The sequence below is a fragment of the Pedobacter sp. GW822-FHT03F06 genome (assembly GCF_058801365.1).
Map to the genome: position 1 here is coordinate 430,828 of NZ_JBXANE010000003.1, position 14,875 is coordinate 445,702.

The 14,875-nt window shown below is 39.2% G+C and carries 13 protein-coding genes; 5 read left to right on the forward strand and 8 right to left on the reverse strand.

Annotated elements, in window-relative coordinates:
- The 6 genes from AC1RJ8_RS07150 to AC1RJ8_RS07175 form a co-directional block, all read right to left on the reverse strand.
- Positions 1-1,308 carry an HlyD family secretion protein gene (locus tag AC1RJ8_RS07150; RefSeq protein WP_492952959.1) on the reverse strand — a complete coding sequence of 436 codons (1,308 nt, stop codon included), beginning with the start codon at positions 1,306-1,308 and terminating at the stop codon, positions 1-3.
- The gene (locus AC1RJ8_RS07155) at positions 1,298-3,490 is read right to left on the reverse strand and encodes a peptidase domain-containing ABC transporter (protein WP_492952958.1); all 2,193 of its coding nucleotides are present in this window, start codon (positions 3,488-3,490) and stop codon (positions 1,298-1,300) included. Before AC1RJ8_RS07155 ends, AC1RJ8_RS07150 begins: the two co-directional genes overlap by 11 nt.
- A gap of 1 nt (position 3,491) precedes the next feature.
- Positions 3,492-4,577 carry a hypothetical protein gene (locus AC1RJ8_RS07160; protein WP_492952957.1) on the reverse strand — a complete coding sequence of 362 codons (1,086 nt, stop codon included), beginning with the start codon at positions 4,575-4,577 and terminating at the stop codon, positions 3,492-3,494.
- Between the two features lie 159 nt (positions 4,578-4,736).
- A complete protein-coding gene (gene gwsG, locus AC1RJ8_RS07165) occupies positions 4,737-5,669 on the reverse strand; it encodes a grasp-with-spasm system ATP-grasp peptide maturase (protein WP_492952956.1) in 933 nt (310 codons plus the stop codon).
- 84 nt (positions 5,670-5,753) lie between these two features.
- Positions 5,754-5,942 (reverse strand): hypothetical protein, encoded by a 189-nt coding sequence (locus tag AC1RJ8_RS07170; RefSeq protein WP_145954256.1) that lies wholly within the window; start codon positions 5,940-5,942, stop codon positions 5,754-5,756.
- A gap of 36 nt (positions 5,943-5,978) precedes the next feature.
- Positions 5,979-6,170 (reverse strand): hypothetical protein, encoded by a 192-nt coding sequence (locus tag AC1RJ8_RS07175; RefSeq protein ID WP_145954257.1) that lies wholly within the window; start codon positions 6,168-6,170, stop codon positions 5,979-5,981.
- Positions 6,171-6,686: 516 nt separating this feature from the next.
- Between AC1RJ8_RS07175 and AC1RJ8_RS07180 the strand changes: the two genes are divergently transcribed.
- Entirely contained in the window at positions 6,687-7,055 is a 369-nt protein-coding gene (locus AC1RJ8_RS07180; RefSeq protein ID WP_492952955.1) for a hypothetical protein, read from the forward strand.
- Positions 7,056-7,458: 403 nt separating this feature from the next.
- Here the strand turns inward: AC1RJ8_RS07180 and AC1RJ8_RS07185 are convergent, their stop codons facing one another.
- Positions 7,459-7,713: a sulfatase-like hydrolase/transferase gene (locus AC1RJ8_RS07185; RefSeq protein WP_492952954.1), complete on the reverse strand. Its 255-nt coding sequence runs from the start codon at positions 7,711-7,713 to the stop codon at positions 7,459-7,461.
- A 273-nt stretch (positions 7,714-7,986) separates the two neighbouring features.
- The gene (locus tag AC1RJ8_RS07190) at positions 7,987-9,348 is read right to left on the reverse strand and encodes a sulfatase-like hydrolase/transferase (RefSeq protein WP_492952953.1); all 1,362 of its coding nucleotides are present in this window, start codon (positions 9,346-9,348) and stop codon (positions 7,987-7,989) included.
- Between the two features lie 408 nt (positions 9,349-9,756).
- Between AC1RJ8_RS07190 and AC1RJ8_RS07195 the strand changes: the two genes are divergently transcribed.
- From AC1RJ8_RS07195 to AC1RJ8_RS07210, 4 genes are all read left to right on the forward strand, one after another.
- Complete coding sequence (locus tag AC1RJ8_RS07195) at positions 9,757-11,028, forward strand: glycoside hydrolase (protein ID WP_492952952.1); 1,272 nt, start codon at positions 9,757-9,759, stop codon at positions 11,026-11,028.
- A gap of 366 nt (positions 11,029-11,394) precedes the next feature.
- Positions 11,395-13,731: a sensor histidine kinase gene (locus AC1RJ8_RS07200; RefSeq protein ID WP_492952951.1), complete on the forward strand. Its 2,337-nt coding sequence runs from the start codon at positions 11,395-11,397 to the stop codon at positions 13,729-13,731.
- Positions 13,732-13,758: 27 nt separating this feature from the next.
- Positions 13,759-14,118: a response regulator transcription factor gene (locus AC1RJ8_RS07205; RefSeq protein WP_492952950.1), complete on the forward strand. Its 360-nt coding sequence runs from the start codon at positions 13,759-13,761 to the stop codon at positions 14,116-14,118.
- A 246-nt stretch (positions 14,119-14,364) separates the two neighbouring features.
- On the forward strand, positions 14,365-14,805 hold the full coding sequence (locus AC1RJ8_RS07210; RefSeq protein WP_492952949.1) for an Hsp20/alpha crystallin family protein: 441 nt from the start codon (positions 14,365-14,367) through the stop codon (positions 14,803-14,805).
- Positions 14,806-14,875 lie beyond the last annotated feature (70 nt).

Below are 14,875 nucleotides of genomic sequence, written 5' to 3' on the forward strand. Positions count from 1 at the left end.
CTAATCAACCTGATACCTTAAAAGTTTTCTGAACTGATAAAACACCCTTTCAATTAACCTTAAATCATGTGTTACAATTTCCGCTTTGCCTTTTAACTCCTTGTCAAAAATCAAACTTTCATGATGAGAAGTTTTCAACCCATTAGGGAGCATAACATCTACATAATAATTTCCTTCGGCATCAGGGGTCAAAGATATGTTTTGCACCCTTCCTTCTACAATACCATATTCCTGAAAAGGATAATTTTCTAATTTGATCAGCACTTTGGCGCCTGGATGAATCTTCCCTGAATTGGTGGCTGAAACCAACATCTTCCCGATCAGCTTTTTGTTATTATTGGGCAAAATAGATAAAATCGCATCCCCCTTTTTCACAAATTGATTTTCTCCCCAAAACTGCTGAAAACTTGCCATCCCATCTGTTGAAGAAATAAGGAGATAATCCTGTTCCCATTGTTTTAATGACTTTCTTAATTGTTCGAACAGTTGCAGCGTTTGAGAAGCATAACCGATTTTGTCTTTTTCGGTGTTTATTATAGCACTACTTTTTGTTTTATTAAAATTTGAGATGCCTTCTTCTGCCTGAGATATTGAAATATTGATATTTTCTAAACCTTGTTGTGCCTGTAAAAATTTAATTCTTTCGCCTTCGAATTCCATGGCTGAAATAACTTTCAGGCCAAAGAGTTTTTGTGCGCGCTGATAATTTTTTGTCGTGAGCTCGAACCTTGCCCGTTCCAAATCCTTTTGTTGCTTTAACGATACAATTCTTCCTTTATATTCGACTATATTTTGGTCCGCAGCGATATGCTCGGGGGTGTATGGGCGCAGTTTTGTAAACAATTTTTCATCCTGAAATGCTTTTGCAAAGGCATTGTAGTCGCCCTGTAGTTCTCCTAAATTAAAACCTGAGGTCTTTTGAAGGGGAAATGAAAATAGTCGGGATGATGATGTAGCATCCACAATTTTCTTTAATTCAAGCATGTTTTTATAATCGGCTGTAGATTGTAAAACCATTAATACCTCATTTTTGCGCACCTTCTGGTGATCTCTGATGAAAATTTTTTCAACTTTGGAATCCGTTCTTGCCTGAAGCCGCTCTGGTGGATGGTGTGAGGTTACAATAATGGTAGCGGGTACAAATTCAGGATATCTGATCACATAACTCATCATTAAGATCATCAAAATTGCGCAAAATACGATCACATTTCCCCAACGAACCATCCAGTGAGGAGGTTCAGCCAATACGTCCTGAACACTTTCTGAGCGCAGTTCTATATCGTCTAGCAGGTCTTTTTTAGTTTCCAAGTTCCAGTTGATTTTTGATTAATCGGTAATACTCCCCCTTTTTAGAGACCAGTTCGGTATGATTGCCTTCTTCCACGACCATTCCTTTATCCAATACGATAATTTTATCGGCATGTTTTACGGTAGATAATCTGTGCGCAATGACAATCGCAGTCTTTCCTTTGAAAAACTGCTCCAGGTTTTCTATAATAATCTTTTCGTTATTGGCATCTAATGCACTTGTAGCTTCATCAAAAAAGATATAATCAGGTGATTTATACACTGCTCTTGCAATAAAAAGCCGTTGTTTTTGACCACCGCTTACGCCTAAGCCTTCGTTTCCAATTTTGGTATTATAACTCAAGGGCAAGCTTTCTATAAAGTCTTTAATATTGGCAATATTGATTGCCGTGCGTAACTTTTCTTTATCTATAACATCCTCACCTATGCCAATGTTATTGGCAATTGTATCATCAAACACATAACTTTCCTGCATTACAACACCACAATGGTGGCGCCAAAACCTGGGCGAAATGTTTTTCATATTGGTATTTCCTATTTTAATTTCACCAGAACTTGGCTCATAAAACTTGGTCAATAACTTTAGCAGCGTTGTTTTTCCACTCCCACTTGCCCCAACAATAGCCGTTGTTTTTTGGAATGGGATGGTGAGGTTTAAATCTTGAAATACGAAGGAATTTGAACCTGTATACCTGAAAGAGAGGTTATTTAGCTCAATATTTTGTTGCGGTATTTCTGTAGCATATTGCTCACTTGCATGCTCTTCATCTTCCTTATCATGAATCTCTCCCAAACGTTCTAACGATATTCTGGCATCTTGGGCCTGCCTGATAAAATCAATCAATTGCAATAATGGCGCATTGAGCTGGCCAATAATATATTGCACAGAGAGCATCATACCCAAGGTCAGGTTTCCACTTAGCACCAGTTTTGCAGCCAGAAAGCTGACCAGAATATCTTTGATCTGGTTGATAAAACCACCCCCAACAGATTGCCATTGTTCCAGCGAAAGAGACTTTATCTGTACTTTAAACAGTTTGACCTGTAGAAATTCCCAATCCCATCGTTTTTGCTTCTCCGCATTGTGCAGTTTTATTTCCTGCATGCCATTAATGAGTTCAATTACCTTACTTTGTTCACGCGCAGTTTGAGAAAACTTTTTATAATCTAATTCCTTTCTCTTTTTAAGGAAAAAGCTGATCCAGCCGATGTATAAAATTGCTCCGATTAGGTAAACGATAAACAACCGGTAATCGTAAATCAACAAAATAACACTAAAAATGATGAGGTTAACCATCGAGAACAGGGTATTGAGCGAGGAATTGGTCAGCAACTGCTCAATTCTGTGGTGATCGTTAATTCTTTGCATGATATCACCTGTCATACGGGTATCGAAAAAGCTGATAGGCAGCCTCATGAGCTTAATGAAAAAATCTGAGATGATCGATATATTGATCCGTGCAGACAGATGTAACATGATCCAGCTCCTAATAATTTCTATGCCCATTTTACCCAGAAAGAGCATAAGCTGAGCGAGCAAGACCAGGTATATAAAATTGATATCCTGGTTCTGAATACCTACATCGACAATACTTTGAGTCAAAAAAGGAAAAATCAGGGACAATATACTTCCTGCCAAAAGACCAATAATCAGTTGGATAATAAGTGATTTATATTTGAACAGATATTTGGATAAAAAAGAAAAGCTTGCCTTCTTTTCTTCGTCGTCAAATTCACTTTTATAAAATGCTGGTGTAGTTTCCAGAATTAACGCAATACCTTCCTCGGTGTGTTCGTCGGCATTTTCACCAATCCAGCTTTTTATAAATTCGGCCCTGGTATATTTAATTAAGCCGTAACTGGGGTCTGATATATAGACGTTTTTTGCTTTATCAATTTTGTAAACTACAACATAGTGATTTTTATTCCAGTGCACAATGCATGGCAAAGGAGCCTCTGCAAGCAGCGTATTAAAATCTATTTTAACACCCAGTGTCCTAAACCCTAAATTTTCTGCTGCATTGCTGAGGCCAAACAAACCACTTCCTTCTCTGGTAGTCTCCGAAAGGGTTCTGATTTGCTGTAAGGGAATGCTTCTCTTGTAGTATTTAGCTATAATCCGCAAGCAGGTAGGACCGCAATCTTTACTGTCGGGCTGTTTATAAAATGGGAAGGACTTCATATTAGATAGACCAGGCTTTTTCAAATTCCTCAGTTAATTTCTCTTGATCAATCGCAATTCCGGATGCAGAAATGGCCACTCCAACATCGCTTAAAGTTCGGTAGCCTGTTTCATCATCCCACTTAGACAGATATGGATTATACCGACATTCGATGTCATGATACCATTTTTCATCACCCTTAAGGGGAACACGACTATCTACACACATATACCTAAACTCACAGTCCGTGCAAACCATCGTATCGTTTTTTTTGATGCTACCTAGTTCCTGAAATGCATCTGAAGAGATGATGGTTAAAAATTGTGCTTTGGTAAGGGAGGGCATGTGGCCATAACTCGTTGCATTCTTTAATCCATTTTTAATATGGCCGGTAGCATCGATGTAGATCTTTCCAAAATAATAGGAATGGTAATTATATGCCTCAAAAAAATGCTCACTATTAATATCGAGTTTATCATAAGTTAGTTTGCTGCTGTAATCCTCAAAGCTTTCTTCAAAAAAATTATAGTAAATATTGTGAATCAATTTTGTTTTCTCAGTTACATCCGTACTGAAAAAATTAACTGAAAAAACCAGCTGATTGTAGCTGAATGCCTCGCAATATTCTTCAAAAAGCTCAGCGTTAAAATTTTCGATGTATAGGTAAATGCCGTCGATTTCTAGTGTAGCTATTTTTTTAACCAACTTTAACAGATCTGCGTTCAATTCATGTGCGATAATGGAAATATTCATTAAATATTTATCGGCCATAAAATCCAGGAGATTTTCATCGATATTGGCATGAACCACCAGGTTGCTGAACTGATTTGGTGTATGTAGATTTCTGTCAAGGGGGATAAACCGTTTCCGCTGGCGGGGATCAGAAAGTTCAAATATGATTTCTTCCTGCATTAAAAAACTAATCAGCTCCTGTCTTTCCCCGGCATCCTTAATTTTAGAAAACTGAATAAAGTCGTTAGTATCCAAAATGGCATGATACTCGTTTGGGATAAAAAAATAATCTTTTCTGAGTAGGTCATAAATAATTGCCCTATTGTAGCCCTTAACGGGAATACACAATTGGTTTCTCAAAAATAGTTTGTTCATAAGGGCGATTTGTAGAAAAGATCCAATTGTAAGTGAGTGGTGTTGAATAAATTTGAGCACCTGGTTTTAATCAGATATTTAGGTTTCTCCTTTTTCAGTAAAGATTTCAGATGCACAGGTGCGGTGCCGTTTTGAATTTCAAGTTTTATTTTCTCCATGTTATAACAATGATGCAATCTCCTTTTCCAGCTGGTAGTTGCAAGGATTTGAAACCATTCCAAATTGACCTATGGGGTTCAGATCCAAAAAATAGTATTGCTGATCTTCCATAGCACAAACCACATCAAATGAAGCACAGTTCAGTCCGATCGCGTCTAATAATTTTTGTATTTTACGTTCATAAGATCTCGGAAACTGATAGGGAGTCAAGCGGTTGGGCTTCGTGTAATCATAGTTCCTAAAATCTACATTGGTATTTTTATTGTTCTGAGAAAAAATAGCCATTGCGTAAAAATGGCCATTGAGATAGAAGGCCCTAATCTCATAAGCCTTAGTGATGTTTTTCTGGAAAAATGTAGGGACAAATTGGTCTGGCAAATCATTGATATCCGCTAAAGTGACTTCTGCGGTATAGGACAAATGAGCAAAATCATCCTCATCAACGATACTGAATGGAGCACTTAAGGGTTTAGAAATCAGTTGTTTTTCCTGATGAAAGAAATTTAATAAAGTATTTTTACAACTGGTAACCAGAAAATTAGGTGCCGGAATAGCATATTTTTTGCAGAGGTTCATCAAATGAAGTTTGTTGATGTCTCGGGTCCTGAAATTGTTTATAGCCGGTATTTTATCCAGCACATAATAAAAGTACTGCACCAAACTGGCAATTTCACTCGACAAGTAGTCTTTGATCAGCGCACTACTGAAGTCTTTCATCAAATATAGTCCACCTCTGCGATACCATATTTTCGTGATTTGTGTACTGCTCACCCTATCACCATCAATTCTTAGTATAAAATCATCTTCCGTAAGTGAAATAATTTCTACATCAGCATTTTCATTTAGCCGAATGAATGCTTTTTTCATATGTATTAACCAATTGATTACCCTACTGGTTGAATAATCATCGTTGACCGAGAAAATTAATATCATAATTGGGTTAGATTATTAGCGGCTGTTTGCATTTTGATTATACCAAATGGAGGACATTGGTCCCCCATTCTGGTTGATAGAGATTTACCAGGTACTTGTGGTTTGGCTCAGCACTTTACCCTCATCGTTGGTCATAGTTGTGACACTGTCACTACAACAATTGCTTGAAGTGTAAGTAGAACATGAGCTAAAAGTTCTGGCCAATTTGCCACCATTGATTTGAGCGTCTTTTAAATCAATTCTTTTTGCGAATAGTGCTTTGTTGTTTTTCATAAGTCTTTTCTTAATTTATAGCTAAGTTTATACGGTTTATTTACAAACGTAATCTGTGCAGGCGCTGATTGGTTCTCCACAGTCGTTTTTAGTCACATACTGGGTGTCGGTACAGCCACCACCGCTAGTCGCTGTTGAGGTTACTGTGCTGGATTCAGCAAGTCTTCCGCCATTAATCTGGCAGTTTTTTAGCTCAATCCGTTTTTCGAATAATCGGTTACTTTTCATAATTGTTTTAAATAAATTTTGATAGATAATTCGCCAACTTACCCTGGCGTATGGGTTGTTGCTAGCAAATTCGGCATACCTAGTGACTAGCGCAAGAAACAATTTATATCTGAGCGCTTTAAAGCGATATCCGTAGGCAACCAATAAATATTCGTTTTATAAAAACTGACCAGGTACTATCGATTGATAACTGTTATGAGAAAAGAAGCTATCAACGGAATAGCTGAAGCTGAATAGTTACTCGACTGCCTTAGATGCTTGGTACTTATCAAAAATTACTGAAATAAATAGAGGCGTAGGAAAAAATCACGCACCAATAGGAAAACAGTAAGATGAACCTTACAACTTCTACGACTATCTTTATAAGAAACCGTCATAATGCAGTAAATTGCAAACAAATTAATTAGCGTCGTTATTCTTTATTAATGCTTTCAACTTTATTATAAAAATTAACTAAAGCATTAAAAGAAAATCATGAACAGTTTGAAGTTCAAAATAAGCCTATTTTTTTTAAGTATGATGACTTTGTTGTCATTAATAGCCCAAGCTCAAACCTATACAGGCTGTGTAATATATGAAGCTTCAGGAGATCCACGTGTTAGTGACGGCATCTATACAACATCATTGGGAACCACTTCCAGTTGCAACGGCTATACTGTTCAAAATTATTCTTCAACACCAGCAACTTCAGCACTATCCAGCTATTGTTATACCCCAGCTTTAGATAATGCTTCTCCTGCATTATTCAGGAATTGCGTAACAGCTGGCAGATGCGGAATTATTAAGACAATTACGATAGTTAACTGCCCAGTAGATGATTATATCATATACCTAACACTTGCATTATCTGCATTGGCCATAAATATGTTGAGAAAGCAGTATTAGGCGATTTCTTTTCTAAAAAGATTACAGACACAGCACAAGATCTGCATCTATAAGTACACCCTATAATTTTTCTAATATCTTGATCATCTTCCAGTACAAAAACCTTAACCACAGCAATAATAAGCCGTAAAGATGATCATGATAGAGAAAACCTGTGCCTACTTTACCTAAAAAATAAGGATTGCTATGGTTAATTCAGGAAAAGAAATTTCATTTACTTTTTTCTTTCTAAAGAAAAGGAAAACAGACCAGGGAGGTAATTCCTCTATCTACATGACGATTACAATAGAAAAGAAAGCGTCGATTCTTGCAACTGGCAAACAGCGTGCAGAACCGACTGGTTTAATGGCAAGATAGTGCGAAGTTCTACCGGGACCATACCGCAAGCTCGTAGCCATCCGGATCAAGGAAATCTACTAACATTATAGAATTCTGTGAACTGCATACCTTGTTTAGCTATGCGATCAAGGTTTGGCGTATTGATTTCCCCACCATAGCAACCCAAATCAGAATAACCAAGATCATCAGCCATTACCAGCACAAAGTTTGGTTTTTTATTTGCTTTCTTTTGAGCAAATACATCTTTTGGGGATGATAGCGTAAAGCTGGCCAAAAGCCCAAAAACAAATATTGAATTTTTATTAACGCTTATTTTCATCTCTTAATAATAGGATGGCAAATTACTTTTTTATCCTGTTCTCTTTGTTAACTTTTTAAATACATCAGTCTCTTTCTGATCTATTTAATAAATTGCCGTAGCAGGTAAATCGTTAGGCCAAATAGCCAAGGCTGCTTGGCATACCATTGGTTTACTTTTTCTTTAGACCATTAATCGCTTACAAGTTTAGCGTAATCAACTTTGCGGGGGACCAATCTGCCTGCGCAAATAAACAAGGCAAAAAGCCCGCATAGCATTTCTCAGATCGTTTGATTAATTTTTGAGTTTAGGCAGAGATTCCCACCAGGCAAGCAGTTCGGTTTTTAATTGATTGGTTATTTTAACCTGCTTGGCGCTTAACTCGGTAGTTTCATTTTTATCTTTTACAATGTTATAAAGCTGTACGTCAGAGCCATCACTATTCATAAGTAACTTCCACTCACCAGCGCGCACAGCCAGATTTGGGCTTCTATTGGGCTTGGCAGGATATTTAAAAGCTATATCATTTCTGCCGTACTCCCAAAACATATTTTTTTTCCTCAATGATGATTTTCCAGCGAAAACCTTACTCCTGTCTAACCCGTCTCCCTGATAACCTTCAGGTAATTTTACCCCGGCCATATTGGCTAACGATGGCAATAAGTCTATTGCACTTACTTCCGAGTCCACATCTGTTTTTCCCTGAGGAATATGCCCTGGCCAACTAATTAAAAACGGCATTCTGGTCCCCCCCTCATATAAAGATAATTTGCTGCCTCTTAATCCACCAGTCCTGCTCCCTTTAAAGCTAGGCAAAGGGCCGTTATCGCTGGTGAAGATGATGATGGTATTTTTGTCTTCGCCCATTTTTTGCAAACCGTCCATTAATCTTCCAACCTGTTCATCAAGTTCTTTCAGCACCAGTTTAAATGCCTGCTCAGATTCTTGTCCTAAAGGAAACTTACCTGTATATTCATCTCCAACATTGGGTACCCATGGCGTATGAACATCATCTGGCCAAAGATTTACAAAACGTGGCTTATCTTTATTTTCTTTAAAAAATTCAAGTGTTTTATCCACAAAATATTTTGTCCTGTCCCAGCGTTTTATGCTGTCTCTATCCGACCAGATCCAATTTGTAGCAGTTAACAGCGGGTCTGGCTCAGGACTTTCATAGGTACTGGCATGGGCATCGTAACCATATTTTTCAAAACCTGGTGCATCCTTTACATCTCGCCCACCGCCCATGTGCCATTTACCAAAATGACCGGTTGCATATCCGGCAGATTGAAAAATACGGGCAATAGATGGCGCTTTGGGATTTAAGTAATCTGCTTGTTGCGCATTTTTATTATGTTTTTTATTATCCAGATAAGTACTAAAATTCCACCTTCCCGGATACATACCGGTAAGCAGGCTGGTTCTGGATGGCGAACAGATTGGTGCGCCACTGTAATATTGGTTCAGCATTAAACCATTTTTAGCCAAACGATCAATATTAGGTGTGGGCACAAAATTTCCACCAAAGGTGCTTACATCGCTAAACCCCATATCATCAACAAGAATGATAATGATATTTGGGTTTTTGTTTTGGGCGAAACCCGAACAGCTTAATACAAGCAAAAAAAAAGCAACTAACAACTTAAAATATTTCATATTAATCTTTTGATTTATAAATTTTTCAGCATCAGATAGCCTTTGGTTAAGTGAGCAGCCTAATACTTACGCTCACGTTATGGCTCAAAACTGCTGTTGGGGTTCTGGCTGATACCCAGCTTATCAGCGATCTCTTTTGTAGCCCCTCGGTTATTAAATAAATCTATAGTCATTGTCCTAAAAGATCATCAAACACTCGTTTGCTCATCTATTCAAATTTAAAAGTTTCTGCTCAAATCTGACAACTAAATCCCTCTAGTTAAATACAGCAACTCCAGGCCTCTTGATGCAGCGCGCAACAAAACCTCGATCTTTCAACATATGTATCAGAAAAAAAGCCATATGTAGTACCCGCTAACACTTGATTTATTTAAAATTGATTAATTAAATCACTAACCAAATCTACTTATGAGAAACAAAATTTCATGCGTGCTCACTGCAGCACTATTATTTGCTGGTTGTTCAAAAAATGAAATCAACAAAGCAGAACTGTTAATTCCGCAAAAAAAGGTCACAGCGCTGAGATCGGACTCCGTTAAGGGAACCCTGGCAGCTCTCGCCGTACAGGGTACCGCCGAAATTAACGCCTCGACCGTGCAACAGTCTATAAAAGGGTTCGGTGGAGCCAATATTTTAGCATGGACAGGGGACTTAACAAGTGCTCAAAGAAGTACAGCATTTTCACCGACAAACGGCATCGGTTTAAGCATAGTTCGCGTACGTGTCCCTAATTCCTCCACAGAATTTCCTGCTGAAAAAGCAACTATCGACGCATGCAAATCATATGGAGGTTCAGCCATCGCCTCAGCATGGTCAGCACCCGCATCAATGAAAACCAATGGAAGTATAATAGGTGGCAAAATCAAAACAACTTCTTATTCTGCCTATGCCGCACATTTAAGTGCGTTCAATAGTGCAGTTGGCGGCCTTGCCGCCATTAGTCCCACGAATGAGCCTGATTATCAGGTCAACTATGAATCTATGGAACTTACAGCTTCGGAAGTAGCCGACTTTGTTGCTGCACAGGGCAGCAGTTGCGGCGCACCAATTATGGCACCAGAACCATTCCAAATGAACCAGACTTATATTAATACCTATCTCAGCAATGCAACTGCAAAATCAAAAACCAGTTTTGTATGCGGCCACATTTACGGTAAAACACCTTATAACCTGGGGAATATTGGCAAACCGGTATGGATGACCGAACATTATACCAATTCCAGCATAAGTGGGGAAGATTGGCCAAATGCGATGACAGCAGCCAAAGAGATCCACGACTGCATGAACGCAGGATGGAGTGCATATGTATGGTGGTACATCAGAAGAAGTTACGGGCCAATCAGCGAAAGCGGCAATATTCAAAAATTAGGTTATATCATGGCCCATTATGCCAGATATGTGCGCCCGGGATATACCAAAATCAGCTGTACTTCAAATCCAAGTACCGGTGTTTATGTTACCGCATACAAAAGCGGAACAAAATTAGTGCTCGTTATCATAAACCAAAATACATCCGTTACTTATCAGCCCTTTAGCTATACCGGAATTTCAGTCAATGGATTCGACCGCTATTTTACAACAAGCACAACAAATCTTAGCTCAAATAGCTTCACGGTTTCGGGCGGAAGCTTTGGCATCAACCTTTCTGCATCAAGCATTACAACACTTGTATCTTATTAAAATTGCATTTCCCTGGCCAAATAGTCAGGGAAATTCCCAGTCATTTATTAAATCAGTTCAAGATATTTAACAAGGAACTGTAAGAAATTACGGTTTCACTAACACATGTCCCAATATAATATATTAAAAAAACAAAAGAACCTATACTGGAGTGCTCATTCCCATGCAGGTTTCCAAGGAACGATCGACTTCAAGTCCCAGATACGGGTGTAAGCCCTTTCAAGAACAGGTTCAAAAAGGCTAAAATAGACAGCCCATGAAGGGCTACATTTTAATATTCTTAAAACTATTATCGCCCAGGGTTGTTAATTTAGATCGGGTATTAATGTGAATGTACCTTCTTTAATTAAATAATTGCCGCCCAGTATGGACTTAACTTCCCAAAATCAACTGTTTACCTTTAAGTCGATTTTTGAAAGCTTGGAAGACGCAGTAATCTGCCATGACATTGATTTTAACATTACAGATATAAACCCAGCGGCAGAGCAACTGTTTGGTTTTACCAGGGAGCAGATCGGAAAGCCAGTTTCCGGAACAATGGAAAATGCCGTTTTTGAAGAGTATGAGCGCTTAGTAAATACTGTGCGGAGCGGTGCTAAGATCAATGATATCCGTACCGTACGCCGATCGGTAACCGGGGAAGACCTGCATGTTTCTATCACCATCTCACCAATTACTGATGCTGGGCAAAAATTGATCGGCTTTTCCCAAATGATCCGTGACCTTTCAGATGAGTATGCCGCTGAAGAGCAGCAAGCTACACTGGCAGCCATTATTGAAGGATCCGAAGATGCAATCGTCTCTAAAACGCTGGATGGTTTTATCACCAGCTGGAACAAGGGAGCACAAGGAATTTTTGGTTATTCTGCATCAGAGGTAATGGGGAAGCATATTACTATCCTCATCCCTCAGGACCGGATACATGAAGAAGATTACATTATCAATAAGGTAAGGGCAGGCCAAAGAATAGAACATTACAAGACAGTACGTTTGGCTAAAGACGGAACTGAAATACCGATATCGCTTACCGTATCGCCCATAAGGAATAGGCAGGGCCGCATTATTGGGGTAAGTAAGATTGCACGTAACATTACAGCCCAAAAACTCGCCGATGAGAAGCAGGCCGCATTGGCTGCTATAGTGGAGAGTTCTGATGACGCCATCGTAAGCAAAACACTCTCAGGCATAATCACCACATGGAATAAAGGAGCTGAAAATATTTTCGGCTATAGCGAAAACGAAGCCGTTGGCCAACACATCTCTATATTGATCCCACCAGACCGTCTTGATGAGGAAGAACGCATTATCAGCAGTATCAAAAGAGGTATAAAGATAGATCACTTTCAAACCATCAGGATAAGCAAGGAAAACAGGGAAATCCAGGTCTCCTTAACAGTTTCTCCGATAAAGAACAGTGATGGAATAATCATTGGCGCCTCAAAAGTAGCCAGGGATATCACTGCCCAGAGAGAAGCAGAAAACGCCTTAAAGAGCAACTCCCAAAAGCTCATGATCCTGAATTCGATAGGCAAGAGCATCAGTGAGCAACTGGATGTTGATGTGATTTTACAGAAAGTGACCGATGCGACAACAGAACTTACCGGGGCTGCATTTGGCGCTTTCTTTTACAATAAAATTAATGAGGAAGGTGAATCCTACATGCTCTATACGCTCTCAGGTGCTCCCCGTGAGGCGTTTGAAAAATTTGGTATGCCCCGTAATACAGCTGTATTCCATACCACCTTCAGCGGTGAGGGCGTTGTACGTGTAGACAACATCAGAAAAGATGAACGTTATGGCAAAATGGCTCCCCATTTTGGAATGCCCGACGGGCACCTGCCTGTGGTCAGTTATCTGGCTGTGCCCGTTATTTCCTCAACGGGGACGGTAATCGGCGGGCTTTTCTTTGGTCACCCAGAACCCGGCATATTTGTTCAGGACCATGAAGATCTGGTGGTTGGGGTTGCTTCTCAGGCAGCCATAGCACTCGATAACTCAAAACTTTTTGAAGAGGTTAAAACCCTCAGCCTTAAAAAAGATGAATTTATAGCTTTGGCTTCCCATGAACTCAAAACACCACTTACCTCGATGAGCGGCTTTCTTCAGGTGCTTCAAAAAACAGCTTCAGATGGACTGAACAAAGTTTTTTTAGATAAGGCGATCAAACAGGTGGACAAACTCAATATCCTTATCAACGACTTGTTTGACATTTCCAAGGTTCAGGCTGGCAAATTACAGTTCAATTTTGAACAGTTGGATCTTGGTACACTGATCGGTGATATCTGCGAAACATTTGAGCAGACCGTTCCCGGACACAATTATATTTATGTACGCGAGGGAGACCTTGTTTTGCTGGGGGATAAAATGAGGATGGAGCAGGTAATTACAAACCTGATTGGCAATGCAGTAAAGTACGCGCCCCACTCCCGGGATATTAATATAACGGCTGTAAACCACGACCATGAAATAATTATTTCCGTAATAGATTATGGCACTGGTATTCCTGCCGCCGAACAGGCCCATATATTCAGCCAGTTTTACAGGGTAAGAGAAAAAGACCGGAATATATCCGGACTTGGACTGGGCCTTTATATTACCAAGGAGATTATTGAACGCCATGGAGGGCGGATATGGGTGGAAAGCGAACCCGGTAAAGGTGCTACATTTAAATTTGCGGTTCCCCACCTGCAACACACACATTAAAATCTAATATAACAAAGACAAACACAAATGAGCAAAAAATTAGTTTATGTCCTGGAAGACGATGCGGATATCAGTGAAGTGGTCAGTTATATCCTGTCTGAAGAAGGTTATGAGGTAAATGGCTTCCCTACTGTTGCAGCTTTCAACCAAATGATCTTACAGAAATTGCCTGATATAGTGATACTCGATATCATGTTACCCGACGGTAACGGACTCGATATCTGCAGACAATTGCGCATGGATGAGCGTACCTCAGTTGTTAATATCATTATGATGTCTGCCAACACAACCAAGACCGAAATTATGGGTTCTGGCTGTGGCGCAGAATTTATAGCAAAGCCTTTTAATATTGACCATTTCGTTGCCCGGGTAAACCGGTATGCTTAAATTGGTTTAACTCCATACTTATAACCATCAGGCCAGCGAACTGAAAATTTTTCAGTCCAAAGCTGAAAAAAGTTCAGAATTTATGAAAATTTTTCAGCCAGGGTTTCTAAAAAAGTATTTGAATATGCTTAAAAGCATCATTGGCACAGCACTTGACGTTGACTTTCAAAACCACTTAGAAGGTTTTAGCGAAAATTAATTAATTAATAGTCCATTTTTTTAAACCATTAAAAAGGAGAACATACTATGACATTGGTTAAATTCAATCCAGAAAAGAAAAACAGTACATTATTGCCAGGCTTTAATGACATTTTCGAATCCGTACTGGGCGACACATTTTTTTCAGACCGCAGAATCAACAGCCTTCCTGCTGTAAATATCTCAGAGTCTAGTGAAGAATATCATATCGAGCTTGCGGCTCCCGGTCTGAAAAAAGAAGATTTTAAAGTTTCGATAGAGCGAGATATGCTTACTATTTCTACCGCACAGTCTGGTGAAAACAACACATCGGAAAAAACCTACAACAGACGTGAATTCAGCTACTCGGCTTTCACCAGGGCATTCACACTTCCTGAAAGCGCCGACGTGGAGCGTATCCAGGCAAGTTATAGCGACGGGATCCTTAAACTCACACTTCCAAAAAAAGAAGAAGCAAAGGCAGTTTCAAGACAGATCGAGATTCGCTAATAAATTTGAAAATGCCGCGCCAAGCGGCATTTTTTTTAATTCCGAAGTATACAGATTATAGAACCTAAAC